The organism is Streptomyces sp. NPDC048257, assembly GCF_043201855.1.
Lineage (GTDB): Bacteria > Actinomycetota > Actinomycetes > Streptomycetales > Streptomycetaceae > Streptomyces.
Genome location: NZ_JBICZI010000015.1, coordinates 52,303 through 75,817, shown reverse-complemented (window position 1 = coordinate 75,817; position 23,515 = coordinate 52,303). Strand labels below are relative to the sequence as shown.

Genomic DNA, 23,515 nt, shown 5'->3' with positions numbered 1-23,515 from the left:
GAAACCTAACCGGCGACGGCCTTTGGTTGCGAACCGGTCTCATGTGCCGGTCGCACGGGTCGCGCCGCGTGCCGGGCCGCGTGCCGGGCCCGCCGCGCGTGCGCCCCCAGGAGCATCGCCCCCGCCCCCGCCGCCAGCAGCGCGCACAACGGCCACAGCAGCCCGGGCGCGGCGGAATACAGGGCTCCGCCCAGGGGCGGGCCGAGGACGACCCCGCTGACCGAGACCCCCGCGTACAGGCTCTGGAACCGCCCGATGGCGTGCTCGGGCGCCTGGTCGGCCACGTAGGCGGTGGCGGTGGTCTTGTAGAGGATCTCGCCCAGGCTCAGCAGGATCATCATCGCCACGGCGCTCGCGATCCCGGCACCGAGCAGCAGCGCCGCGTACCCGGCGCCGACCAGCACCAGCCCCGTGCCGATGACCGGCAGGGCCGGCCGCTCGCGCAGGGCGACGGCGGCGGGCAGCTCCAGCAGCAGGATCACCCCTCCGTTGACGGCGATGACGAGCCCGAAGGCGCGCGCGTCCAGGCCGTGGTCGGCGAGGAAGACGGGAAAGGTGGAGTACTGCTGGCGGTAGACGACGTCGGTCACCAGGATCGCTCCGAGCAGGACCAGCACGGCGGGGCGGGCCCGCAGTTCGCGCCAGAGGCCTTGCTCGCCGCGGCCCGGACCCCCGTCCCGGGCCGCGGCGGGTGTGCGGGGAGCGCCGCGGGCCGGTACGACCCGGGCGGTCCAGAGGGCGAAGAAGAGCGTGCCGATGGCGTCGCCGACGAAGAGCCAGTCGTAGGAGAGGCCGGTCGCGATCAGCGCGCCCAGCGGCGGCCCCAGGGTGAATCCGCCGTTGGACACGCAGCGCACGAGGGCGAAGGCCTGGCGTCGGGCGCCCTCCGGGACGGTGACCGCGACCAGAGCGGAGTTGGCTGCCCGGATCACGCCGGAGGCGTACTCGGCCACGGGCAGGGCCGCGTAGAGCAGCGGGGTGGGGAGCAGCGGGAGCGCCGCCAGGACGAGGCCGCCGAGGGTGGCGGCGGTGAGGAGCACCCGGCGGTGGCCGAAGCGGTCGCCGTACCAGCCGCCGGTGAAGTTGCCGGCGACCAGGCCGATGCCGCCGATTCCGGTGACGAGGCCCGCCTGGGCGGCGCCGAGGCCGCGCGGACCGGTCAGGTAGAGGAAGACGAAGACGAAGGTGAAGCTGACGACGGCGTTGACGAAGACCCCCGCAGCCAGCAGCCACACGACCCTCGGTATGTCCTTGAACCCCTGCAGCACCCCCGCGCCCCCCTGATCCGTGAGTTAGTTCCCTTTGGGAACGGACTATGTCAGCATGACAGCCTTGGGTCAACGGACAAAGGAGTTCCCATGGCCCAGCGCACACACCTCGGCGACGCGGACTGCGCCATCGCCCAGGCCCTCGACGTGGTGGGCGACTGGTGGACGCTGCTGATCGTGCGCGACGCCGCGCGCGGCCTGCACCGCTTCGACGAGCTCCAGCGCGAGCTGGGGATGTCCCGCAAGGTGCTGGCGGAGCGGCTGAAGCTGCTCGTCGAGGCCGGGGTGCTGTCGCGCGAGCCGTACCAGGAGCGCCCGGTGCGGCACGAGTACCGGCTGACCCCGCGCGGACGGGGGCTGCTGCCCGTCCTGGTGGCCCTCCAGGACTGGGGAGACACCTGGGTCCTGGGAGAGGGAGAGATGACGGCGACGACCGACGAGGCCTCGCGCGAGGCGGAGCGGGTGCACGCGCTGCGCGGCACGCGGGTGCCGCAGCTGCTGCTGCCGGACCGTTTCGGCGGGCTGAGCGACCCGGTGGCGGCGGACACCCCGTTCACGGTCCTGTACTGCTTTCCCGGCGCGTACGCGCGCGCCGATTCCTACCCGCCCGGCTGGGCCGGGATCCCGGGCGCCAAGGGCTGCACGTTCGAGTCGTGCACGTACCGCGACCAGCTCGCGGAGTTCACCGCGGCCGGCGCCACCGTGCACGGGGTGTCGGCCCAGCGTCCGGACGAGCAGCGGGAGTTCGCGGAGCAGGAGCGCCTGCGGTTCCCCCTCCTGTCGGACGCGGACCTGGCGCTGACGGCTGCGCTGCGCCTGCCGACGTTCCGCACGGCGGGCACCAGCCGGATCAAGCGGCTGACGCTGGTCATCGACCGCGACCGCACGGTCCGCGAGGTGATCTACCCGATCCAGGACATCGAGGCGAGCGTGCAGAGCGCTCTCGCGGCCGTCCGCACGGCCGCCACGGGCGGTACTGCGCAAGCCACGGGCGGTATCGCGGGAGCCGCGGGCGGTATCGCGGGAGCCGCCGCGGGCCCCGGCGCGGATCCCCTCCGGCCCCCCGCCGCTCAGTCCTGACGCAGGATCCGCCGCAGCACCTCGCGGGCGTACGACTCGTCGTACGCGGAGCCCGTCAGCAGCACCTGCAGGCCGATCCCGTCCATGACCGCCACCAGCGCCCGCGCGGTCACCGGATCGGTCCGCGGGGTCAGCGCCTGCGCCACCGCCTCGCACCACGCGGCCGCCACCGGCCGCAGCGCCGGGCGGCGCAGGGCCGCGAGGTAGAGCTCGTACTCCAGCTCCACCCCGCCCCGGTCCGCCGCCAGGAACTCCCCGAGCAGGCGGGCCAGGGCCCCGGCGAGGTCCGCGTCCGGGTCGGCCAGCGCGGCCGAGCCCGCCACCGCCTGCGCGAAGCCCTCGTTGGCCTGCTGCAGGGCGGCGACCAGCAGATCGTCCAGCGTCTTGAAGTGGTACGTCGTCGACCCGAGCGGCACGTCGGCCTCCGCGGCCGCGCTGCGGTGGCTCAGCCCCGCGATGCCCTTGTCGCCCACCACCCGGATCGCCGCGTCGATGATCCGCTGGCGGCGGTCCGGGTCGTAGCGCCGCACACCGGGGGCCATCAGTGGGCCCCTCCGAGGTTCAGCAGGACCACCCCGGCGATCACCAGCACGATCCCGGCGATCTTCGCGGCGGTGGCCGCCTCCCCCAGGAACACCATGCCGATGGCGGCGATCGCGGCAGTGCCGACGCCCGCCCATACGGCGTACGCCGTGCCCACCGACATCGACTTCAGCGTCTGCGCGAGCAGGGTGAAGGCGATGGCGTAGCCCAGCAGGGTGCCCAGCGACGGCCACAGTTTCGTGAAGCCGTCGCTGTACTTCATGGCGGTCGTTCCGGCGACCTCGGCGGCGATGGCCGCGGCAAGCATGACGTAGGGCATGCGTACAACTGTACACATCCATGCGTACGGACGTACACATCGCCGGCGGCAACCAGCCCAGCGTGAAGCAGGCCGCCCGGGCCTTCTTCCACTCGGCGTGCGTCAGGTCCTTGGCCTCCGTGCCGTGCCCGTACAGGTCCGCGGACCCGCCGTCGGTGAACAGCTGCACCCGGGCACCCGGCACCGACAGCTCCGGCACCTCCACGATGGCCTCCCAGCCGCCGGGGTCGGTGGTCGCCAGGTCCAGCCGCTTGACCGGCGCGTGGCCGGGGACGCCGTCCCACTGGTAGAGGGCGTACGGGTCGGAGTTGTCGTCCGCGGCCCAGGAGCCGGCCAGGCCGACCAGCCGTGCGGCAGCGCCGGCGGTCCCGGCGGTCCCGGCGGCGAAACGAACGGGCACGGAAGGTCCTCTCGTCTACGGCCGCAGCGTCGTGACGGCCGTCGAGAAGATTCGGCCGCGGTGGACGACTCCGCACACCACCCGTCCACCCGGAGAACAGCGTTCCGGAAAACCCGAGGGCCCCCGGCACGAGTGTGTCGGGGGCCCTCGGTCATGCGGTGGTCGAGCGGCGATCAGACGTTGAAGCCGAGCGCGCGGAGCTGCTCGCGGCCGTCGTCCGTGATCTTGTCCGGGCCCCACGGCGGCATCCAGACCCAGTTGATGCGAAGTTCGTTGACGATGCCGTCCGTCGCCGACTTCGCCTGGTCCTCGATGACGTCCGTCAGCGGGCAGGCCGCCGAGGTCAGCGTCATGTCGAGGGTGGCGATGTTCGCGTCGTCGACGTGGATGCCGTAGATCAGGCCCAGGTTGACGACGTCGATCCCCAGCTCGGGGTCGACCACGTCGTAGAGGGCCTCGCGGACCTCCTCCTCGGTGGCCGGCTTGATCGACGCCTCGGGCGTCGCGTTCTCGGTCATGCCGTCTTCCTCTCCGCGTCGCCCAGAGCCTGGGCCGTCGCGTCCTTCCACGCCATCCAGCTCAGCAGAGCACACTTCACACGAGCCGGGTACTTGGAGACGCCGACGAACGCGACCGCGTCCTCCAGCACCTCCTCCATGGCCTCGTCGGGCTCGATCTTGCCCTTGGACTGCATCATCTCCAGGAAGACAGCCTGGATCTTCTGCGCCTCGGACAGTTCCTTGCCCACGAGCAGCTCGTTCAGTACGGACGCGCTGGCCTGGCTGATGGAGCAGCCCTGGCCCTCGTACGAGACATCGGTCAGCGTCTCGCCGTCGTACTTCACGCGCAGCGTGATCTCGTCACCGCACGTCGGGTTGACGTGGTGCACCTCGGCGTCGCCGTCGCGCAGGCCACGCCCGTGCGGGTGCTTGTAGTGGTCCAGGATCAGTTCCTGGTACATCGAATCCAGCTTCACTGCGTCCTCGTCGCCTCGTCCGTCAGCCGAAGAAGTTCCGTACGTGCTCCAGCCCGTCGATCAGCGCGTCGACCTCGGCCGGAGAGGAGTACAGGTAGAAAGACGCTCGCGTCGTCGCAGGAATTCCGTAGCGCAGGCAGACGGGGCGCGCGCAGTGGTGTCCCACGCGGACCGCGATGCCCTGCTCGTCCAGTACCTGACCGACGTCGTGCGGGTGGATGTCACCCAGGACGAAGGAGATCGCGGCGCCGCGGTCCTCGGCCGTGGTGGGGCCGATGATCCGCAGGTCGGGCACCTCCGCGAGGCGCTTGATCGCGTACTCGGTGATCGCGTGCTCGTGCGCGGCGATCTTGTCCATGCCGATCGCGCTCAGGTAGTCCACGGCCGCGCCGAGGCCGACGGCCTGGGCGATCGGGGGCGTACCCGCCTCGAACTTGTGGGGCGCCGGGGCGTAGGTCGAGGCGTGCATCGACACGGTCTCGATCATCTCGCCGCCGCCGAGGAACGGAGGCAGGTCCTCCAGGAGCTCCTGGCGGCCCCACAGGACGCCGATGCCGGTCGGGCCGCACATCTTGTGGCCGGTGAAGGCCACGAAGTCGGCGCCGAGGGCCTGCACGTCCAGCGGCATGTGCGGGGCGGCCTGGGAGGCGTCGATCAGCACGAGGGCGCCGACGTCCTGGGCGCGCCGGACGATCGCCTCGACCGGGTTGACCGTGCCCATGATGTTGGAGACCAGCGTGAAGGAGACGATCTTCGTCTTCTCCGTGATGACCTCTTCGATGTTGGACAGGTCGAGCCGGCCGTCGTCGGTGAGGCCGAACCACTTCAGCTTCGCGCCGGTGCGCTGCGAGAGCAGCTGCCACGGCACGATGTTGGAGTGGTGCTCCATCTCCGTGATGGCGATCTCGGTCTCACGGTCGACCCGGTAGGGCTCGTCCGCCCAGCCGAGCATGTTCGCGACCAGGTTGAGCGACTCCGAGGCGTTCTTGGTGAAGATCACCTCGTCGCGGCTCGGCGCGTTGATGAAGGCGGCGACCTTGTCGCGAGCGCCCTCGTACAGCGCCGTGGCCTCCTCGGCGAGCACGTGCACGCCACGGTGGACGTTGGCGTTGTGCTGCTCGTAGTACTCGTTCAGCGCGTCGAGCACCTGGCGCGGCTTCTGCGAAGTCGCCGCGTTGTCCAGATAAACGATCTTCTTCCCGTCGTGGACCACACGATCCAGCAGGGGGAAGTCCTTGCGGATCGCCTCGATGTCGAGGAGGCCAGGCAGCTGTGTCACGCGGTCGCGCCACCCTTCACGTACTTGTCGTAACCCTCGGCCTCCAGCTGGTCGGCGAGCTCGGCGCCACCGGACTCGGCGATACGGCCGTTCGCGAACACGTGCACGAAGTCGGGCTTGATGTAGCGCAGGATGCGCGTGTAGTGCGTGATCAGCAGGGTGCCGACCTCGCCCGTCTCGCGGACACGGTTGACGCCCTCGGAGACGATGCGCAGCGCGTCGACGTCCAGGCCGGAGTCGGTCTCGTCGAGGATCGCGATCTTCGGCTTCAGGAGCTCCAGCTGCAGGATCTCGTGGCGCTTCTTCTCACCGCCGGAGAAGCCCTCGTTGACGTTGCGCTCGGCGAAGGCCGGGTCCATGTGGAGCTGCTCCATCGCGGACTTGACCTCCTTCACCCAGGTACGCAGCTTCGGCGCCTCGCCGCGGATGGCGGTGGCCGACGTACGCAGGAAGTTGGAGACCGAGACACCGGGGACCTCGACCGGGTACTGCATGGCGAGGAAGACGCCGGCGCGGGCGCGCTCGTCGACGGACATCTCCAGGACGTCCTCGCCGTCGAGGGTCACGGTGCCACCGGTGATGGTGTACTTCGGGTGACCGGCGAGCGAGTAGGCCAGGGTGGACTTGCCGGAGCCGTTCGGACCCATGATGGCGTGCGTCTCACCCTGCTTGACGGTGAGGTCGACGCCCTTGAGGATCTCGCGGGCGCCGTTCTCGGCCTCGACGGAGACGTGCAGGTCGTGGATTTCAAGCGTTGCCATGGATACCTCAGGACTCCTGGGTGAGGGAGACGAGCACGTCGTCCCCTTCGATCTTTACGGGGTATACGGGTACGGGGCGCGTCGCGGGCAGACCCGAGGGCTTGCCGGTGCGCAGGTCGAAGGCCGACCCGTGCAGCCAGCACTCGATCATGCAGTCTTCGACCTCGCCCTCCGAGAGCGAGACGTTCGCGTGCGAGCAGATGTCGTTGATCGCGAACACCTCCCCCTCGGTGGAGATGATGGACACCGGCGTGCCGTCGAGTTCCACCCGCTTCGGGGTGTTCTCCTCCAGCTCGCTGAGCGCACAGGCCTTGACGTAATTCATCAGACGGAACCCTGGAGCTCGGTCTCGATCTTGGTGAGCAGGCGCTCCTCGATGTCGTCGACACCGATCTGCTGGACGAGCTCCGCGAAGAAGCCGCGGACGACCAGGCGGCGAGCCTCGTCGGCCGGGATACCACGGGCCTGCAGGTAGAAGAGCTGCTCGTCGTCGAAGCGGCCGGTCGCGGAGGCGTGGCCGGCGCCGACGATCTCGCCGGTCTCGATCTCCAGGTTCGGCACCGAGTCGACCCGCGCGCCGTCCGTGAGGACGAGGTTGCGGTTCATCTCGTAGGTGTCGGTGCCCTCGGCGGTCTTCTCGATGAGCACGTCACCGATCCAGACCGCGTGGGCGTCCTGGCCCTGCAGCGCGCCCTTGTAGACCACGTTCGACTTGCAGTGCGGGGCGCTGTGGTCGACCAGGAGGCGGTGCTCCTGGTGCTGGCCGGCGTCCGTGAAGTACAGGCCGAAGAGCTCGGCCTCGCCGCCGGGGCCGGCGTAGGTCACGCGCGGGTGGAGGCGTACGAGGTCTCCGCCGAAGGTGACGACGATCGACTTGAAGGTGGCGTCGCGGCCGATCAGTGCGTTGTGCTGGGACACGTGGACGGCGGTGTCGTCCCAGTCCTGCACGGAGACGACGGTGAGCTTGGCGCCGTCGCCGACGAGGAAGTCGACGTTGGCGGCGCGCACGCCGTCACCGGTGTGGTCGATGACGACGACGGCCTCGGCGAAGGCCTCGACGTCGAAGACGGTGTGCCCGAAGGTGGTGCCGCCCTCGCCGTGCAGCGTCACGCGCACCGGCTCGGTGAGCACCGTCTCCTTGGGCACGGTGACGACCGTGGCCTTGGCGAAGGCCGAGTACGCCTGCGCGGCGATCCGGTCCACCGGGGTGCCGGCCTTGCCGATGCGCGCGTCGCCGCGCTCCACCGACTCGACCGTGACGCCCTCGGGCGCGTCGATCTGGGCCTTCATGGTGCCGTTGGCGACCGCGGTGCCGTCGTGCAGGCCCTTGAGGCGGGCGAGCGGGGTGAACCGCCACTCCTCCTCGCGGCCGTTCGGAACCGGGAAGTCCGCCACGTCGAAGGACGGGGGCGCACTCATCCGGGTGGCAACGGTGGACTCGGCGGCCACCGCGATCGCGCCGGCGGTGGTCGAACCCGCCGGAATGTTCTGAGCCTCAGCCATGGCTGTCGTCTTGCTCACTCTCTTTAAAGAACACTGCCTACGTCAAAGGATGTGCGGCGGGGATGCCGCGTGGCCGGGGTCAGCCGACCGATCCCTCCATCTGCAGTTCGATCAGCCGGTTCAGCTCGAGGGCGTACTCCATGGGCAGCTCGCGCGCGATGGGCTCGACGAAGCCGCGCACGATCATGGCCATCGCCTCGAACTCCGTCAGACCGCGGCTCATCAGGTAGAAGAGCTGGTCGTCGGAGACCTTGGAGACGGTGGCCTCGTGGCCCATGGAGACGTCGTCCTCGCGCACGTCCACGTAGGGGTACGTGTCCGAACGGGAGATGGTGTCGACCAGGAGCGCGTCGCACAGCACGTTGGACTTCGAGCCGTGGGCGCCCTCGCCGATCTCGACCAGGCCTCGGTAGGAGGTCCGGCCGCCGCCTCGCGCCACCGACTTGGAGACGATGTTCGAGGAGGTGTTCGGCGCCATGTGGACCATCTTGGAGCCGGCGTCCTGGTGCTGGCCCTCGCCCGCGAAGGCGATGGACAGGGTCTCGCCCTTGGCGTGCTCGCCCATCAGGTAGACGGCCGGGTACTTCATGGTGACCTTGGAACCGATGTTGCCGTCGACCCACTCCATGGTCGCGCCCTCGTACGCCACGGCGCGCTTAGTGACCAGGTTGTAGACGTTGTTCGACCAGTTCTGGATCGTCGTGTAGCGGCAGCGGCCGCCCTTCTTGACGATGATCTCGACCACGGCGCTGTGCAGCGAGTCCGAGGAGTAGATCGGGGCGGTGCAGCCCTCGACGTAGTGGACGTAGGCGTCCTCGTCGACGATGATCAGCGTCCGCTCGAACTGGCCCATGTTCTCCGTGTTGATACGGAAGTAGGCCTGGAGCGGGATGTCGACCTTCACGCCCTTGGGGACGTAGATGAAGGAGCCGCCGGACCACACCGCGCTGTTCAGCGACGCGAACTTGTTGTCGCCGACCGGGATGACCGTGCCGAAGTACTCCTGGAAGAGCTCCGGGTGCTCCTTGAGCGCGGTGTCCGTGTCGAGGAAGATGACGCCCTGCTCCTCCAGGTCCTCACGGATCTGGTGGTAGACGACCTCGGACTCGTACTGGGCCGCGACACCGGCGACGAGGCGCTGCTTCTCCGCCTCCGGGATGCCGAGCTTGTCGTACGTGTTCTTGATGTCCTCGGGCAGGTCCTCCCACGAAGCGGCCTGCTTCTCGGTGGAACGCACGAAGTACTTGATGTTGTCGAAGTCGATGCCGCTGAGGTCCGAGCCCCAGTTCGGCATGGGCTTCTTGTCGAACAGCTTCAGGCCCTTGAGGCGGAGGTTGAGCATCCACTCCGGCTCGGACTTCTTCGCCGAGATGTCGCGGACGACCTCTTCGGACAGACCCCGCTTGGCAGCGGCACCGGCCGCGTCGGAGTCGGCCCAGCCGTATTCGTAGGTGCCCAGGCCATCGAGCTCAGGGTGAGCGATCTCCGTGGTCATGCGGGGTTCCTCCCGGCCGTACTTGCAGATACTGATGTGTCGGTCTGTGTGGTGCTCGCGCTACGCGGAATGAACGTCGTGCACACCCCGTCGCCGTGGGCGATCGTGGCGAGGCGCTGCACATGGGTCCCGAGCAGGCGGGAGAAGACCTCGGTCTCCGCCTCGCAGAGCTGCGGGAACTGCTCGGCGACGTGTGCGACCGGGCAGTGGTGCTGGCAGAGCTGTTCACCGCTGTGCGGACCGGGAGCGCTCTTCGCCGTAGCAGCGTACCCGTCCACGGTCAACGCCCTGGCAAGGGCCTCCGCCCGTTCCTGCGGGGCGGCGGCCTCGACGGCCACCTTGTAGGCCTGCGCCTGCGCCTCCATCCGCGACCTGGCGAAGGCGGCCACGGCCACCTCGCCCTGTTCGCCGCCGCCGACCGACTGCGCGATCCAGCGCAGGGCGTCCGCGGCGAGCGTGTCGTAGGACTGGTCGAAGGCGTCGCGGCCGCAGTCGGTGAGCGCGAAGACCTTGGCGGGCCGGCCCCGGGTCCGCGCACCGTACACACGCTGCTCACGGGGTTCGACCACGTCGTCGTTGACGAGCGTGTCGAGGTGGCGGCGGACGGCGGCCTGGGTGAGGCCGAGGCGCTGGGCGAGGTCGGCGACGGTGGACGGACCGTGGTCCAGGATCGAGCGCGCCACCCGGTTGCGGGTTGACCGCTCCCCGGTGCCGAGCTCCCCGTGAGGGGTGTCGATCTGCCGTTCGCCGTATTTCACAACGCCATTGTTGCGTAATTAACCGAGCGGCGACAAGCCGTGATGGACGCCACCCCTGGTGGCCTCCATCACTAAGGGTTACCTAATTTATCGACGGAGAGTTATTCGGAGGGGAGTAGTCCGCTATCTTTCCGGCCCCCTCCGCCGGCCCCGAGGACGGCTCCCACCAGCACACCTCCACCCGAGAGGTTCTCCCGGCGCCGTAAACACCGGGTTCCGGAAAAGATCACGGAAACATGCCGATCCGCGCAGGGCCAACCGACTGAAAAAGCCGTATTCACTTCGCGGTGTTCGAATCTCACGGCGACTGCCACGGCGACTCCCGCTGCGCGTGGCCGGCCCGACCCCGGGACCTGGGCCCCCTCCCCGCGCTCCGTAGACTCACCCCTCATGAGCAACGACCCCGCCGTGGACATCCGCGGACTGGTGAAGCGGTACGGCGCCAAGACCGCGGTGGACGGCCTGGACCTCACCGTCCGGAGCGGCTCCGTCACCGCGGTCCTCGGTCCCAACGGCGCGGGCAAGACAACCATGGTGGAGACCTGCGAGGGGTACCACCGGCCCGACGCCGGCACCGTCCGCGTCCTCGGCCTCGACCCGGTCGCGCAGGCCGGGGCCCTGCGCCCGCGGATCGGCGTGATGCTGCAGTCCGGAGGCGTCTACTCCGGAGCCCGCGCCGTCGAGATGCTGCGCCACATGGCCAAGCTGTACGCCGCCCCGCTCGAGGTCGACACCCTGGTGGAACGCCTCGGACTCGGCGGCTGCGGCCGCACCCCCTACCGCAGGCTCTCCGGCGGCCAGCAGCAGCGCCTCGCCCTCGCCATGGCCGTGGTGGGCCGCCCCGAACTGGTCTTCCTCGACGAGCCCACCGCCGGCCTGGACCCGCACGCCCGCCGCGCGACCTGGGACCTCGTACGGGAGCTGCGCACCGACGGCGTCACCGTCGTCCTCACCACCCACCACATGGACGAGGCCGAGCAGCTCGCGGACGAGGTCGCCATCGTGGACGCGGGCCGGGTCATCGTCCACGGCAGCCCCGAGCAGCTGTGCCGGGGCGGCGCCGAGAACACCCTGCGGTTCACCGGCCGCCCCTCCCTCGACCTCGCCTCGCTGCTCAAGGCGCTGCCCGACGGCACCCAGGCCGCCGAGCTCACCCCGGGCGTCTACCGGGTCACCGGGGACGTCCATCCGCAGCTGCTGGCCACCGTCGCCTCCTGGTGCGCGCAGCACGGCGTGATGCCGGACAGCCTCACGGTGGAGCGGCACACCCTCGAAGACGTCTTCCTCGAGCTCACAGGCAAGGAGCTGCGCGCATGAGCGCCGGTACGTTCACCCCCCGCCCGGGGGCCGCTCCCGTGTCCCGCATGATCCTCGCGCAGACGGCCCTCGAAACCCGGATGCTGCTGCGCAACGGGGAACAGCTGCTGCTGACCGTGATCATCCCGGCGTTGCTGCTGACCCTCTTCTCGGCGGTGGACATCGTGACCGTGCCCGTCGATGAGGGGGGCAGCGGGAAGTCCGTCGACTTCCTCGCGCCGGGGATCCTGGCGCTCGCCGTGATGTCCACCGCCTTCACCGGCCAGGCCATCGCCACCGGTTTCGACCGCCGCTACGGGGTCCTCAAGCGGCTCGGGGCCTCCCCCCTGCCCCGCTGGGCGCTGATGGCCGCCAAGACCCTGTCGGTGCTGGTCACCGAGGTGCTGCAGATCGCCCTGCTGACGGTGATCGCCCTCGCGCTGGGCTGGTCCCCGCAGGGCGACCCGCTGTCGGTCGCCGCGCTGATCCTGCTGGGCACCGCCGCCTTCTCCGGGCTCGGGCTGCTGATGGCGGGCACCCTCAAGGCCGAGATGACCCTGGCCGCCGCCAATCTGGTCTTCCTGCTGCTGCTGGTCGGCGGCGGGGTGATCGTGCCGCTGGAGAAGTTCCCGGAGACGGTGCAGACCGTACTGGGGCTGCTGCCGATCTCCGCCCTGTCCGACGGGCTGCGCGAGGTGCTCCAGCACGGGGCGACGCTGCCGTGGGGCGACGCGGCCGTACTGGCGGGCTGGGCCGTACTCGGTCTGGGCGCCGCCGCGCGGCTCTTCCGCTGGGAATGAAACCCCTCCCCCCGCGGCGGCGCAGCCGCGAGGATGGGCCCCTCACACATGAAGCCGGGGGGCGGACATGGTGCAGCGGGAAGCCGTTCTACGGCTGGACGAGCAATGGGCACGGGTGCGCTCGGGGGAGGAGCACACGGAGCCCGGGGAGCGCGAGCGGCTCCTCGACGAGCTGATCGGGGCGCTGCGCCCCTTCGACGACGACCCGCGGTGCACCGCCCTGCTCGGGCTGCGCCTCGCCGACCGGGCCACCCTGCGGTTCGCCGCGGGGGACCGCGCGGGCGCCCTCGCCACGATCGAGGAGGGGCTGCGCAGCTCCGAGCGTGCGGCCGGGCACTCCCCCGAGTTCGCCCGCTGGTACGCCCGCGGGCTGATCAACCACGGGGTCTGGCTGGCCTGGCCGCTGAGCGACGGGGCCCGGCTGCCGAGGCACCCGCTGGGTCCGGCGGCCGGCGCGGGGCCGAGCGCCATGGAGCGGGCGGCCGGTGAGCGCGCCCGCGATCTGACCCGGACCGCGGTGGAGGTGTGGGCGGGCCTGGACCAGCAGGATCCGGTCAACCGGCGGGGCCTGGCCCAGGCCAAGGTGTTCCTCGGGGACCGCCTCGCCGAGCTGGGGTCCGCCGAGGAGGCCGTGGCCTGGGCCGTGGCCGCCGAGTCCGACTTCCGGCAGCTGCTGCTCGCGGACCCGGCCGCCGAGGAGTCCGGGGACGCCGAGGAGGCCCTCGACCACATCGGCCGCCAGCTGGAACTGCGCCTGCGCTTCCTGGCCTTCGACTCCCTGGCCAGTCTGCGCACGCAGGGTCTGCTGCCCGAACGGCTGCTGCCCCAAGCCGTGGTGGCCGCCCGTATCCAGGGGGTGCCGGAGGCGGGGATCGCGGCCGGGCTGGGGCTCGGCGTCGAGCAGGTGCGCACGATGCTGGAGGTCACGCCCTGGCTCGCCGTGTGGCGCTTCGAGGTGCGGGGAAGTGACGGACTGTGGAACGTACTGGAACATCCCTGGCACAGCGCCACAGAAGTAAGGAATCGGACGGCCAAGGACGTAGCGGACGATTTGCTACGCGGCTTCGTCAGCTCCGCGGACTACCCGGGCGAGGGTGGCCATTGGCGCGTCCACCTGTGGTGGCACGAGGAGGGCGACCTCGCGGGGGCCCGGTTCCGGCTGCTCGCCGGCCCGGACGCCCCCATGACCGACCCCTCGTGAAACTTTGCACAAGGGGTCGCCTACGATATGGGGCGTGTTGAACCCCCTCGCCCACATCGCTCGCCGCTGGACCCCGTCACCCCGGGCCGTCCAGCGGGCCGCACTCGCCGCGCTCGTCATGAGCGTGGTCATCGTCGTCACCGGCGGCGCGGTACGGCTCACCGGATCAGGCCTCGGCTGCGACACGTGGCCCAAGTGCACCGACGACAGCCTGATCGTGACGCAGGAGCAGGGCTTCCACGGCGTCATCGAGTTCGGCAACCGCATGCTGACCTACGTGCTCAGCGCGGCCGTCGGCTGGGGGATCATCGCCGCCCGCTCGGCCAAGCCCTGGCGGCACTCCCTGACGCAGCTCGGCTGGGTCCAGTTCGTGATCGTGATGGCGAACGCGGTGCTCGGCGGCATCACCGTCCTCACCGGGCTCAACCCCTACAGCGTCGCCGGGCACTTCCTGCTCGCCACCGCCCTGATCGCCGTGACGACGGTCACCTGGCAGCGCACCCGCGAGGGCGACGGCGCCCCCCGGCCCCGCGTGCCCGGCCCGGTGCGCAAGCTGTCGTGGGCACTGCTCGCGACCACCCTCGTTCTGATCGCGGCGGGCACCGTCGTGACCGGCTCCGGTCCGCACGCCGGTGACAGCAGCGAGATCAGGCGCATGCCCTTCGACTGGGACACCACCGCCCACCTGCACGCCGTCGCCGCCTGGCTGGTGTGCGCGCTCGCCGTCGCGATGTGGCTGGTGCTGCGCGTCGTGGACGCCCCCGCCGACACCCGGGCGCGCGCCCGGGACCTGCTGATCGTGCTGCTCGCCCAGGGCGCCATCGGCTACGTGCAGTACGCCACCCAGGTCCCCGAGGCCCTGGTCGCCGCCCACATGTTCGGCTCCTGCCTGGTCTGGATCGCCGCGCTCCGGATCGCCCTGAGCCTGCGCGAGCGGCCGGCCGAGCAGGCCGAGGCCCCCTCCCAGGGCGACCCGCAGCTCTCCGCCGTCTAGGGCGGATCCAGGCGGTAGAGGCGGCGGGCGTTGCCCGCCGCGACCATCGCCGCCACCCGTTCCGCGTCCCGCCAGGACCAGGCACCCTCGGCGACCCAGCCGCCCAGCACCCGGCCGAGCGCCTCGCGGAACACCAGGGCGCCCACCGCGTGCAGTTCGGGCAGCCGACGGCCGCCGCTGGAGAACAGCACCTTCCCGAACGGCGCGAGTTCCAGCAGCTCCGCCAGGACCGCCGCGGCCCGCGCCCCGGTCTGCCCGAGGGCCGCGCCCGTGTCCGCGTAGACGTGCGGGAAGGCCGCCGCCAGTTGCGCGGCGCGGCGCTGGTCCGGATAGCCGCCGAGCAGCACGAGCCGCGTGCCCAGGCCCGCGGTGGCCCGTACGAACCCGGTCAGCGGCGCGGAGTCGACCGCGCCCGTGTGCAGCTGGAGCGGCAGCCCCGACGCCACCGCGCTCCACAGCAGGTGCGCCAGGAGTACGGGGTCCCGGACGGCTCCGCCCCTCGGCCGCCGGGCCAGCCACCGCCCGGCCGCCCCGCGCACCGCGCCGGGACCGGGCGGATCGGGCTCGAAGGCCGGGGCGTCCGTGCAGGTGAAGGCCGTGGCACAGGTGAAGGCCGCGGCCCCGGCGGCGGCGTGGTGGACGGCCTCGGCGAGATTGGAGAGGAAGGCGCCCACCGTTCCGGAGGTGTCGGCGACCTGCTCGGCCAGCAACTCCAGCCGGACCGTCTCGAAGACCTCGGCGTCCCCGGCGAGCGCCAGCTCCTTGGGCCCGGTGAGGTCCCCGGCCGGCCCGGTGTCGACCAGGTAGGCGGCGACCCCGGATCCCCTCAGCAGCCGCCGCGCGGTCTCGGCCGCGCCCAGCTCGCGCCGCCGCGCCAGATAGCGGGCGGGGGTGGCGTGCGGCTCCAGCCCCAGCAACGGCGGGCACCAGCGGCGCACCGCGAAGCCGGTCTGCGTGTCGAAGAAGGTGGTGCCCGCGGCGGGCGGGCCCGCCGAGCGCGTCAGCTGGGCCTCGAAGGTGCCCAGGCCCAGCTCCGTACGGAGTACTCCGTGGCAGTACTGGTCCACCAGGTGCGGCGTTTCGATCATCCGGGCATCCCGTTGCGGACGTGAGGAAGGGGCTTCCACACGTCCTAACGGGTGAGCGGGGTGTGAGGTGTTGCTCGGGCTGTTGACCGAGACGGCACTCCCGGGTCCCCCGGACGCCGTACCGGGCTCAGGCCGCCGGGTTCCGGCGTCCGCCGAGCTGGATGCCGGCCATCCGCGTCCACTCGTACGGGCCCGTGCGCACGCGCGCGGCGAACTCCCCGTCGAACTCGTCGTGCAGGGTCAGCCCGGCCTTCTCCGCGGCCAGCTGCGCCACCGCGAAGGTGGGGGCGACCAGGTCGCCCCAGCCGCCGTCCGTGCCCACGAGCACGATCCGGGTGCCGGCCTGGCCGATGTGGGCGAGCTGGCCCTCGGCGCCGCCGTGCTGCTTGGCGAACGCGCCGATCTGCCGGGCCAGCTTGGCGGCCCTGCGGTCCTGCTTCTTGTCCGCGGCGCCTGCGGTGTCCGCGGCGGCGGTGTCTTCGGTGTCTCCCATGGAAGGCATGCTACCGGCGAGTAATCAGCGGAGGAAGGGATCCACGGCCACCGCCACGAACAGCAGCGACACGTAGGTGATCGACCAGTGGAACAGCCGCATCTCCTTGAGCTTCACACCCGTGATGCCCGCCTTGGCCCGTGCGTGCAGCGTGTGCGCCTCCCACAGCCACCAGCCGCCCGAGACCAGCGCGACCGCGGTGTAGAACCAGCCGGTGTAGCCCAGCGGGGTCAGCAGCAGGGAGACCGCCACCATCACCCAGCTGTAGAGGACGATCTGGCGTGCCACGGCCTGGTTGCCCGCGACGACCGGGAGCATCGGCACGCCGGCCCGCGCGTAGTCGTCCTTGACCTTCATCGACAGCGGCCAGTAGTGCGGCGGCGTCCAGAAGAAGATGACGAGGAAGAGGATGACCGCGGCCCAGGAGACCTCGTTCGTGACGGCCGACCAGCCGATGAGCACCGGCATGCAGCCCGCGATGCCGCCCCAGACGATGTTCTGCGCGGTGCGCCGCTTCAGCAGCATCGTGTAGACCACGACGTAGAAGAGGAGCGCACCGAGCGACAGCGCCGCCGACAGCCAGTTGACCAGCAGGCCGAAGAAGAGGGTGGAGACGACCGCAAGGGTGAGGCCGAAGGCCAGGCACTCCCGCGGGCTGACCATGCCGGTCACCAGCGGGCGCTGCGAGGTCCGGTCCATCAGCGCGTCGATGTCGCGGTCGATGTACATGTTCAGCGCGTTGGCGCCGCCCGCGGACAAGTAGCCGCCGAGGCAGGTCACGAGGACCAGCCGCAACGACGGAACACCCTGCTCGGCAAGGAACATCACCGGCACTGTGGTGATCAGCAGAAGTTCGATGATCCGCGGCTTGGTCAATGCCACGAAAGCCATGACGCGGGTCCCGAGCGGCCGGTGACCGGGGCTCGTCCCGAGCACCCCCGCTGGACGGGATTCGACGGCCGTCACGCACACCCCTGAGAGAGAATCCAGCAAGCTCCGACTCGGACCGCCCACAACATGAAGGCCCGGTTAAGGCTTGCGCGTACCACGCCACTGTAGACGTTGCACTTACGTCGCCCTGCGCCGGGGTCGCTTCGTGTTGGGCCGATCGGACCGTGCATACATACGGGGCGCGGGCCTCGCCGGGCGCCGGTGGGCGGGTGAACAAGGGCCGGCGGCGCGGTGACGGACTGCCTGCACTCGAATAGCTGCACGCCGTTGCAGGGGTAGGCTCGGAATCGCGCCGGTGCACCGTTCGTCACCGGGATTCATACATGTGGAGAGGAGCCCTGACCCACGGTGAGCACCAAGCCGACCACCACAGAGCTCGAGTGGACCGAACTGGACCAGCGGGCCGTCGACACCGCCCGCATCCTGGCCGCTGACGCGGTCCAGAAGGTCGGAAACGGCCACCCCGGTACGGCGATGAGCCTGGCCCCCGCCGCGTACACCCTCTTCCAGAAGGTGATGCGGCACGACCCGGCGGACCCCGAGTGGGTGGGCCGCGACCGCTTCGTGCTCTCCGCGGGGCACTCGTCCCTGACGCTCTACACCCAGCTGTACCTCGGCGGGTTCGGGCTGGAGCTGGAGGACCTCGAGGCGTTCCGCACCTGGGGCTCCAAGACCCCCGGCCACCCGGAGTACGGCCACACGGCCGGCGTCGAGACCACCACCGGCCCCCTCGGCCAGGGCATCGCCAACGCGGTGGGCATGGCCATGGCCTCCCGCTACGAGCGCGGCCTGTTCGACCCCGAGGCCCCGCAGGGCGCCTCGCCGTTCGACCACATGATCTACGCGATCGCGGGCGACGGCTGCCTCCAGGAGGGCATCTCCCACGAGGCGTCCGCGCTGGCCGGCCACCAGAAGCTCGGCAACCTCGTCCTGCTCTGGGACGACAACCACATCTCCATCGAGGGCGACACGGAGACGGCCGTCTCCGAGGACACCCTGAAGCGCTACGAGGCGTACGGCTGGCACGTCCAGCGCGTCGCGCAGCAGGAGAACGGCGACCTCGACCCGAAGGCGCTGTTCAAGGCCCTCCAGGCCGCCAAGGCCGAGACCGGCCGCCCGTCCTTCATCGCGGCCCGCTCGATCATCGCCTGGCCCGCCCCGGACGCCCAGGGCACCGAGGCCGCGCACGGCTCGGCGCTCGGCGACGACGAGGTCGCGGCCACCAAGCGTGTCCTCGGCTTCGACCCGGAGAAGACCTTCGAGGTCTCCGACGAGGTCATCGCGCACACCCGCAAGGCCCTGGACCGCGGCCGCGACGCCCGCGCCGCGTGGGAGAAGGACTTCTCCGCCTGGCGCACCGCCAATCCGGAGCGCGCCGCCGAGTTCGACCGCATCAACGCCAACGAGCTGCCCGCGGGCTGGGAGGACAAGCTCCCCTCCTTCGAGCCCGGCAAGGGCCTCGCCACCCGCGCCGCCTCCGGCAAGGTGCTCCAGGCGCTCGGCGCGGTCATCCCGGAGCTGTGGGGCGGCTCGGCCGACCTCGCCGGCTCCAACAACACCACCATCGACAAGGACTCCTCGTTCCTGCCGGTGGGCAACCCCCTGCCGGAGGCCGACCCGTACGGCCGCACCATCCACTTCGGCATCCGCGAGCACGCCATGGCCGCGGCCATGAACGGCATCGCCCTGCACGGCCACACCCGCATCTACGGCGGCACCTTCCTGGTGTTCTCCGACTACATGCGCAACGCCGTCCGCCTGTCCGCGCTGATGCACGTGCCGGTCACCTACGTGTGGACGCACGACTCCATCGGTCTCGGCGAGGACGGCCCCACCCACCAGCCGGTCGAGCACCTCGCCTCGCTGCGCGCGATCCCGGGCCTGAACGTCGTCCGCCCGGCCGACGCCAACGAGACCGCCGTCGCCTGGCGCGAGATCCTGCGCCGCCACACCAAGGTCTTCGGCAAGGGTGCCCCGCACGGCCTCGCGCTGACCCGCCAGGGCGTGCCGACGTACGAGCGCAACGAGGCCGCCGCCAAGGGCGGGTACGTCCTGTTCGAGGCCGAGGGCGGCCCGGCGCAGGTCCTCCTCATCGGCACCGGCTCCGAGGTGCACCTGGCCGTCGAGGCCCGCGAGCAGCTCCAGGCCCAGGGCGTCCCCACCCGGGTCGTCTCGATGCCGTCCGTCGAGTGGTTCGAGGAGCAGGACCAGGAGTACAAGGAGAGCGTCCTGCCGCCGTCGGTGAAGGCCCGCGTCGCGGTCGAGGCGGGCATCGGCCTGACCTGGCACCGCTACGTCGGCGACGCCGGCCGGATCGTGTCGCTGGAGCACTTCGGTGCCTCGGCCGACGCGAAGGTGCTCTTCCGCGAGTTCGGCTTCACCGCCGAGAACGTGGCGGCCGCAGCGAAGGAATCCCTCGAAGCCGCCGCGCGCTGACGCCGGTACCGACCAAGTAGGAGATGTAATCCCATGACAGACGCACTCAAGCGCCTCTCCGACGAAGGCGTCGCGATCTGGCTGGACGACCTGTCCCGCAAGCGCATCACGTCCGGCAACCTGGCCGAGCTCATCGACCAGTCGCACGTGGTCGGTGTCACCACCAACCCGGCGATCTTCCAGAAGGCCATCAGCGGCGGCGAGGGCTACGAGCAGCAGCTCACCGACCTCGCGACCCGCAGGGTCACCGTGGAAGAGGCCCTGCGCATGATCACGACGGCGGACGTCCGAGACGCCGCCGACATCCTGCGCCCGGTCTACGACCGCACCGACGGCCAGGACGGCCGCGTGTCGATCGAGGTCGACCCGCGCCTGGCGCACAGCACCCCGGCGACCGTCGCCGAGGCCAAGCAGCTCGCGTGGCTGGTGGACCGCCCGAACACGCTCATCAAGATCCCGGCGACCAAGGCCGGTCTGCCGGCGATCACCGAGGTCATCGGCAAGGGCATCAGCGTCAACGTCACGCTGATCTTCTCGCTGCAGCGCTACCGCGAGGTCATGGACGCGTACCTGGCGGGTCTGGAGAAGGCCAAGGCCGCCGGCCTGGACCTCTCCCTGATCCACTCGGTCGCCTCCTTCTTCGTGTCCCGCGTGGACTCGGAGATCGACAAGCGTCTGGACGCCGTCGGCACCGACGAGGCGAAGGCCCTCAAGGGCAAGGCGGCGCTCGCCAACGCCCGTCTGGCCTACGAGGCCTACGAAGAGGTCTTCTCCTCGGACCGCTGGACCGCCCTGGAGCGCGTCGGAGCCAACAAGCAGCGTCCGCTGTGGGCCTCGACCGGCGTCAAGGACCCGGCGTACAAGGACACCCTGTACGTGGACGACCTGGTCGCCCCGAACACGGTGAACACCATGCCGGAGGCCACTCTGGAGGCCACCGCGGACCACGGGCAGATCACGGGCGACACCGTGCGCGGCACCTACGAGCAGGCGCGCGCCGAGCTCGACGCGGTCGCGAAGCTCGGCATCTCGTACGACGATGTGGTGCAGCTGCTCGAGGACGAGGGCGTCGAGAAGTTCGAGGCGTCCTGGAACGACCTGCTGAAGTCGACCGAGGCGGAGCTTGAGCGCCTCGCCCCCACGGAGGCCTGAACACCTTGTCTGTAAACGGAGCGAACCCGCTTCGTGACGCACAGGACCGGCGGCTCCCGCGTATCGCGGGGCCGTCCGGCCTGGTCATTTTCGGCGTTACGGGTGACCTGTCGCGCAAGAAGCTGATGCCTGCCGTCTACGACCTGGCCAACCGCGGCCTGCTCCCGCCGGGCTTCTCGCTGATCGGGTTCGCCCGCCGCGAGTGGCAGGACGAGGACTTCGCACAGGAGGTCCACGACGCGGTCAAGGAGCACTCCCGGACGCCTTTCCGCGAGGAAGTGTGGCAGCAGCTCGTGCAGGGCTGCCGTTTCGTCTCGGGCGACTTCGACGACGACGCCGCCTTCGAGACCCTGAAGGCGACCATAGAGGAGCTGGACAAGGCACAGGGCACGGGCGGCAACTTCGCCTTCTACCTGTCCGTCCCGCCCAAGTTCTTCCCCAAGGTGGTCCAGCAGCTCAAGGACCACGGGCTGGCGCAGAAGGAGGGCTCCTGGCGGCGTGCCGTCATCGAGAAGCCCTTCGGACACGACCTGAAGAGCGCCGAGGAACTCAACAAGGTCGTCCACGAGGTCTTCCCGCGTGACGAGGTCTTCCGGATCGACCACTACCTCGGCAAGGAGACCGTCCAGAACATCCTGGCGCTCCGTTTCGCCAACACGATGTTCGAGCCGATCTGGAACCGGTCGTACGTCGACCACGTACAGATCACCATGGCCGAGGACATCGGCATCGGCGGCCGGGCCGGGTACTACGACGGCATCGGTGCGGCCCGTGACGTCATCCAGAACCACCTGCTGCAGCTGCTCGCGCTGACCGCGATGGAGGAGCCCGGCTCCTTCCACCCCAAGGCGCTGGTGGCCGAGAAGCTCAAGGTGCTGACGGCGGTGCAGCTGCCGGAGGACCTGGGCAAGCACACGGTGCGCGGCCAGTACGCGGCCGCGTGGCAGGGCGGCGAGAAGGTCGTCGGGTACCTCGAAGAGGACGGCATCGACCCCAAGTCGAAGACCGACACCTACGCGGCCATCCGGCTGGAGATCAACAACCGCCGCTGGGCGGGCGTCCCGTTCTACCTGCGGACCGGCAAGCGCCTGGGCCGCCGGGTGACCGAGATCGCGGTCGTCTTCAAGCGGGCCCCGTACCTGCCGTTCGAGTCGGGCGCGACCGAGGAGCTGGGGCAGAACGCCCTGGTCATCCGGGTCCAGCCGGACGAGGGCGTGACGGTCCGCTTCGGCTCCAAGGTTCCGGGCACCTCCATGGAGGTCCGGGACGTCACGATGGACTTCGCCTACGGCGAGTCCTTCACGGAGTCGAGCCCCGAGGCGTACGAGCGGCTCATCCTCGACGTGCTCCTCGGCGACGCGAACCTCTTCCCGCGTCACCAGGAAGTCGAACTGTCCTGGAACATCCTCGACCCGATCGAGGAGTACTGGGACAAGCACGGCAAGCCCGCGCAGTACCCGGCGGGCACCTGGGGGCCGGTCGAGGCGGACGAGATGCTCGCACGAGACGGACGGAGCTGGCGCCGGCCATGAAGATCGACCTCACGGAGACCAACTCCAGCAAGATCAATGCCGCGATGGTGCAGGCACGCCGGGACATCGGCACGCCGGCCATCGGCATGGTCCTCACGCTGGTGATCGTGACCGACGAGGAGAACGCGTACGACGCGCTCAAGTCGGCGAACGACGCGTCCCACGAACACCCCTCGCGGATCGTCGTCGTCATCAAGCGGGTCAGCCGCTCGCCGCGCAGCCGCCGCGACGCCCGGCTCGACGCGGAAGTCCGCGTCGGGGCGGACGCCGGCAGTGGTGAAACGGTTGTGCTCCGCCTTCACGGCGAACTGGTCGACCACGCCCAGTCGGTGGTTCTCCCGCTGCTCCTGCCGGACGCCCCCGTGGTCGTCTGGTGGCCGGACGGTGCCCCCGCGGACCTGGCGGGCGATCCGCTGGGTGCGCTGGGACAGCGCCGGATCACGGACACGTACTCCTGCGAGGACCCGATCAGGGCGCTCAGCGGACGGGCGGCCGCGTACGCCCCAGGGGACACGGACCTGTCGTGGACCCGGATCACCCCGTGGCGCTCCATGCTGGCGGCGGCACTGGACCAGCAGGCCCTGTCGGTCGTCTCGGCGACCGTCGAGGGCGAGGACGAGAACCCGAGCTGTGAGCTGCTGGCCATGTGGCTGGCGGACCGGCTCCAGGTCCCCGTCAAGCGCACGCTGTCGTCGGGCCCGGGCCTGACGGCCGTCCGGCTGTCCACCAAGGACGGCGACATCGTCCTGGACCGGGCGGACGGCGCGCTGGCCACCCTGTGCATGCCGGGACAGCCCGACCGTGCGGTGGCGCTCAAGCGCCGCGACACGGCCGAGCTTCTGGCGGAGGAGCTGCGCAGGCTGGATCCGGACAACACGTACGAGGCCTCGCTGAAGTTCGGCGTGGCGAGGCTGGAGGCCTCCACGGAGCCTGCGGCGGCGCAGACCCCGGCGCAGGCGGCTCCGGCCGAGGCGGCACCGGCCCCGAAACCCGCGGCCAAGCCGGCCGCCAAGCCGGCGAAGAAGGCCCCGGCCAAGTAGCGGCTCCTGCGGGACCGTACTGGGGCTCCGCCCCAGACCCCGCGCCCCAAAACGCCGGGCGAGGCTGGATTCCCAGCCCGTCCGGCGTTTGAGGACCGGGTCCGCGCAGCGGCACCCGCACCCCAGACCTACCGACAAGGCGGCAGCACA

At 70.7% G+C, this 23,515-nt stretch carries 24 protein-coding genes; 10 read left to right on the top strand and 14 right to left on the bottom strand.

What is annotated here, in order from left to right; all coding sequences use genetic code 11:
* Positions 1–5: 5 nt before the first annotated feature.
* On the bottom strand, positions 6–1,265 hold the full coding sequence (locus tag ACGFZK_RS25370) for an MFS transporter (RefSeq protein WP_393851233.1): 1,260 nt from the start codon (positions 1,263–1,265) through the stop codon (positions 6–8).
* Between the two features lie 93 nt (positions 1,266–1,358).
* On the opposite strand from ACGFZK_RS25370, the gene ACGFZK_RS25365 reads away from it, so the two are divergent.
* Positions 1,359–2,348 carry a winged helix-turn-helix transcriptional regulator gene (locus tag ACGFZK_RS25365; RefSeq protein WP_393851149.1) on the top strand — a complete coding sequence of 330 codons (990 nt, stop codon included), beginning with the start codon at positions 1,359–1,361 and terminating at the stop codon, positions 2,346–2,348.
* Here the strand turns inward: ACGFZK_RS25365 and ACGFZK_RS25360 are convergent.
* Both ACGFZK_RS25360 and ACGFZK_RS25355 read right to left on the bottom strand, forming a co-directional pair.
* The gene (locus ACGFZK_RS25360; RefSeq protein ID WP_393851148.1) at positions 2,339–2,890 is read right to left on the bottom strand and encodes a TetR/AcrR family transcriptional regulator; all 552 of its coding nucleotides are present in this window, start codon (positions 2,888–2,890) and stop codon (positions 2,339–2,341) included. The two genes, ACGFZK_RS25365 and ACGFZK_RS25360, sit on opposite strands and share 10 nt — an antisense overlap.
* Entirely contained in the window at positions 2,890–3,210 is a 321-nt protein-coding gene (locus ACGFZK_RS25355) for a DMT family transporter (RefSeq protein ID WP_393851147.1), read from the bottom strand. The genes ACGFZK_RS25360 and ACGFZK_RS25355 overlap by 1 nt, the downstream gene beginning before the upstream one ends.
* Positions 3,211–3,230: 20 nt before the next feature.
* Between ACGFZK_RS25355 and ACGFZK_RS25350 the strand changes: the two genes are divergently transcribed.
* Positions 3,231–3,500, top strand: coding sequence for a hypothetical protein (locus ACGFZK_RS25350; protein WP_393851146.1), 270 nt, complete (start codon positions 3,231–3,233; stop codon positions 3,498–3,500).
* Between the two features lie 283 nt (positions 3,501–3,783).
* Here the strand turns inward: ACGFZK_RS25350 and ACGFZK_RS25345 are convergent, their stop codons facing one another.
* The 8 genes from ACGFZK_RS25345 to ACGFZK_RS25310 form a co-directional block, all read right to left on the bottom strand.
* A complete protein-coding gene (locus ACGFZK_RS25345; RefSeq protein ID WP_215020285.1) occupies positions 3,784–4,128 on the bottom strand; it encodes a metal-sulfur cluster assembly factor in 345 nt (114 codons plus the stop codon).
* Positions 4,125–4,586, bottom strand: coding sequence for a Fe-S cluster assembly sulfur transfer protein SufU (gene sufU, locus ACGFZK_RS25340; RefSeq protein WP_393851145.1), 462 nt, complete (start codon positions 4,584–4,586; stop codon positions 4,125–4,127). Before sufU ends, ACGFZK_RS25345 begins: the two co-directional genes overlap by 4 nt.
* Positions 4,587–4,608: 22 nt before the next feature.
* The gene (locus ACGFZK_RS25335) at positions 4,609–5,865 is read right to left on the bottom strand and encodes a cysteine desulfurase (protein WP_189973804.1); all 1,257 of its coding nucleotides are present in this window, start codon (positions 5,863–5,865) and stop codon (positions 4,609–4,611) included.
* Positions 5,862–6,626 carry a Fe-S cluster assembly ATPase SufC gene (sufC, locus tag ACGFZK_RS25330; protein WP_351291360.1) on the bottom strand — a complete coding sequence of 255 codons (765 nt, stop codon included), beginning with the start codon at positions 6,624–6,626 and terminating at the stop codon, positions 5,862–5,864. Before sufC ends, ACGFZK_RS25335 begins: the two co-directional genes overlap by 4 nt.
* Before the next feature lie 7 nt (positions 6,627–6,633).
* Positions 6,634–6,951, bottom strand: coding sequence for a bifunctional 3-phenylpropionate/cinnamic acid dioxygenase ferredoxin subunit (locus ACGFZK_RS25325; RefSeq protein ID WP_393851144.1), 318 nt, complete (start codon positions 6,949–6,951; stop codon positions 6,634–6,636).
* Entirely contained in the window at positions 6,951–8,129 is a 1,179-nt protein-coding gene (gene sufD, locus ACGFZK_RS25320) for a Fe-S cluster assembly protein SufD (RefSeq protein ID WP_393851143.1), read from the bottom strand. The genes ACGFZK_RS25325 and sufD overlap by 1 nt, the downstream gene beginning before the upstream one ends.
* 79 nt (positions 8,130–8,208) lie before the next feature.
* Complete coding sequence (gene sufB / locus ACGFZK_RS25315; protein WP_393851142.1) at positions 8,209–9,624, bottom strand: Fe-S cluster assembly protein SufB; 1,416 nt, start codon at positions 9,622–9,624, stop codon at positions 8,209–8,211.
* Positions 9,621–10,382, bottom strand: a complete 762-nt coding sequence (locus tag ACGFZK_RS25310) for a helix-turn-helix transcriptional regulator (protein WP_393851141.1) — start codon at positions 10,380–10,382, stop codon at positions 9,621–9,623. Before ACGFZK_RS25310 ends, sufB begins: the two co-directional genes overlap by 4 nt.
* 390 nt (positions 10,383–10,772) lie before the next feature.
* Between ACGFZK_RS25310 and ACGFZK_RS25305 the strand changes: the two genes are divergently transcribed.
* From ACGFZK_RS25305 to ACGFZK_RS25290, 4 genes are all read left to right on the top strand, one after another.
* A complete protein-coding gene (locus tag ACGFZK_RS25305; protein WP_393851140.1) occupies positions 10,773–11,699 on the top strand; it encodes an ABC transporter ATP-binding protein in 927 nt (308 codons plus the stop codon).
* Complete coding sequence (locus ACGFZK_RS25300) at positions 11,696–12,478, top strand: ABC transporter permease (protein WP_393851139.1); 783 nt, start codon at positions 11,696–11,698, stop codon at positions 12,476–12,478. The genes ACGFZK_RS25305 and ACGFZK_RS25300 overlap by 4 nt, the downstream gene beginning before the upstream one ends.
* A 67-nt stretch (positions 12,479–12,545) precedes the next feature.
* The gene (locus ACGFZK_RS25295; RefSeq protein WP_393851138.1) at positions 12,546–13,679 is read left to right on the top strand and encodes a hypothetical protein; all 1,134 of its coding nucleotides are present in this window, start codon (positions 12,546–12,548) and stop codon (positions 13,677–13,679) included.
* A 4-nt stretch (positions 13,680–13,683) separates the two neighbouring features.
* Positions 13,684–14,673, top strand: a complete 990-nt coding sequence (locus tag ACGFZK_RS25290) for a heme A synthase (protein WP_393851137.1) — start codon at positions 13,684–13,686, stop codon at positions 14,671–14,673.
* Here ACGFZK_RS25290 and ACGFZK_RS25285 read toward each other — a convergent pair.
* From ACGFZK_RS25285 to ACGFZK_RS25275, 3 genes are all read right to left on the bottom strand, one after another.
* On the bottom strand, positions 14,670–15,761 hold the full coding sequence (locus ACGFZK_RS25285) for an amidohydrolase family protein (RefSeq protein ID WP_393851136.1): 1,092 nt from the start codon (positions 15,759–15,761) through the stop codon (positions 14,670–14,672). The genes ACGFZK_RS25290 and ACGFZK_RS25285 overlap by 4 nt on opposite strands.
* A 127-nt stretch (positions 15,762–15,888) precedes the next feature.
* Positions 15,889–16,254: a hypothetical protein gene (locus tag ACGFZK_RS25280; RefSeq protein ID WP_393851135.1), complete on the bottom strand. Its 366-nt coding sequence runs from the start codon at positions 16,252–16,254 to the stop codon at positions 15,889–15,891.
* A 24-nt stretch (positions 16,255–16,278) separates the two neighbouring features.
* Positions 16,279–17,226: a heme o synthase gene (locus ACGFZK_RS25275; RefSeq protein WP_393851232.1), complete on the bottom strand. Its 948-nt coding sequence runs from the start codon at positions 17,224–17,226 to the stop codon at positions 16,279–16,281.
* 327 nt (positions 17,227–17,553) lie between these two features.
* On the opposite strand from ACGFZK_RS25275, the gene tkt reads away from it, so the two are divergent.
* Genes tkt through opcA form a run of 4 tightly spaced genes read left to right on the top strand, consistent with a single transcriptional unit; the run spans position 17,554 to position 23,365 of the window.
* Positions 17,554–19,641: a transketolase gene (gene tkt, locus ACGFZK_RS25270; protein ID WP_393851134.1), complete on the top strand. Its 2,088-nt coding sequence runs from the start codon at positions 17,554–17,556 to the stop codon at positions 19,639–19,641.
* Between the two features lie 33 nt (positions 19,642–19,674).
* A complete protein-coding gene (tal, locus tag ACGFZK_RS25265) occupies positions 19,675–20,793 on the top strand; it encodes a transaldolase (protein WP_393851133.1) in 1,119 nt (372 codons plus the stop codon).
* A gap of 5 nt (positions 20,794–20,798) precedes the next feature.
* A complete protein-coding gene (zwf, locus tag ACGFZK_RS25260) occupies positions 20,799–22,325 on the top strand; it encodes a glucose-6-phosphate dehydrogenase (protein ID WP_393851132.1) in 1,527 nt (508 codons plus the stop codon).
* Positions 22,322–23,365, top strand: coding sequence for a glucose-6-phosphate dehydrogenase assembly protein OpcA (gene opcA, locus ACGFZK_RS25255; protein ID WP_393851131.1), 1,044 nt, complete (start codon positions 22,322–22,324; stop codon positions 23,363–23,365). Before zwf ends, opcA begins: the two co-directional genes overlap by 4 nt.
* Positions 23,366–23,515: the final 150 nt, after the last annotated feature.

Bases quoted from the DNA above. Each gene is read 5' to 3' on its own strand.
- ACGFZK_RS25325 (WP_393851144.1), bottom strand. From the start codon at position 6,951: ATGAATTACGTCAAGGCCTGTGCGCTCAGCGAGCTGGAGGAGAACACC.
- ACGFZK_RS25295 (WP_393851138.1), top strand. From the start codon at position 12,546: ATGGTGCAGCGGGAAGCCGTTCTACGGCTGGACGAGCAATGGGCACGG.
- opcA (WP_393851131.1), top strand. From the start codon at position 22,322: ATGAAGATCGACCTCACGGAGACCAACTCCAGCAAGATCAATGCCGCG.
- ACGFZK_RS25305 (WP_393851140.1), top strand. From the start codon at position 10,773: ATGAGCAACGACCCCGCCGTGGACATCCGCGGACTGGTGAAGCGGTAC.
- ACGFZK_RS25285 (WP_393851136.1), bottom strand. From the start codon at position 15,761: ATGATCGAAACGCCGCACCTGGTGGACCAGTACTGCCACGGAGTACTC.
- ACGFZK_RS25355 (WP_393851147.1), bottom strand. From the start codon at position 3,210: ATGCCCTACGTCATGCTTGCCGCGGCCATCGCCGCCGAGGTCGCCGGA.
- ACGFZK_RS25350 (WP_393851146.1), top strand. From the start codon at position 3,231: ATGCGTACGGACGTACACATCGCCGGCGGCAACCAGCCCAGCGTGAAG.
- ACGFZK_RS25365 (WP_393851149.1), top strand. From the start codon at position 1,359: ATGGCCCAGCGCACACACCTCGGCGACGCGGACTGCGCCATCGCCCAG.
- tal (WP_393851133.1), top strand. From the start codon at position 19,675: ATGACAGACGCACTCAAGCGCCTCTCCGACGAAGGCGTCGCGATCTGG.
- sufB (WP_393851142.1), bottom strand. From the start codon at position 9,624: ATGACCACGGAGATCGCTCACCCTGAGCTCGATGGCCTGGGCACCTAC.
- ACGFZK_RS25360 (WP_393851148.1), bottom strand. From the start codon at position 2,890: ATGGCCCCCGGTGTGCGGCGCTACGACCCGGACCGCCGCCAGCGGATC.
- sufC (WP_351291360.1), bottom strand. From the start codon at position 6,626: ATGGCAACGCTTGAAATCCACGACCTGCACGTCTCCGTCGAGGCCGAG.
- sufD (WP_393851143.1), bottom strand. From the start codon at position 8,129: ATGGCTGAGGCTCAGAACATTCCGGCGGGTTCGACCACCGCCGGCGCG.
- ACGFZK_RS25300 (WP_393851139.1), top strand. From the start codon at position 11,696: ATGAGCGCCGGTACGTTCACCCCCCGCCCGGGGGCCGCTCCCGTGTCC.
- ACGFZK_RS25280 (WP_393851135.1), bottom strand. From the start codon at position 16,254: ATGGGAGACACCGAAGACACCGCCGCCGCGGACACCGCAGGCGCCGCG.
- ACGFZK_RS25345 (WP_215020285.1), bottom strand. From the start codon at position 4,128: ATGACCGAGAACGCGACGCCCGAGGCGTCGATCAAGCCGGCCACCGAG.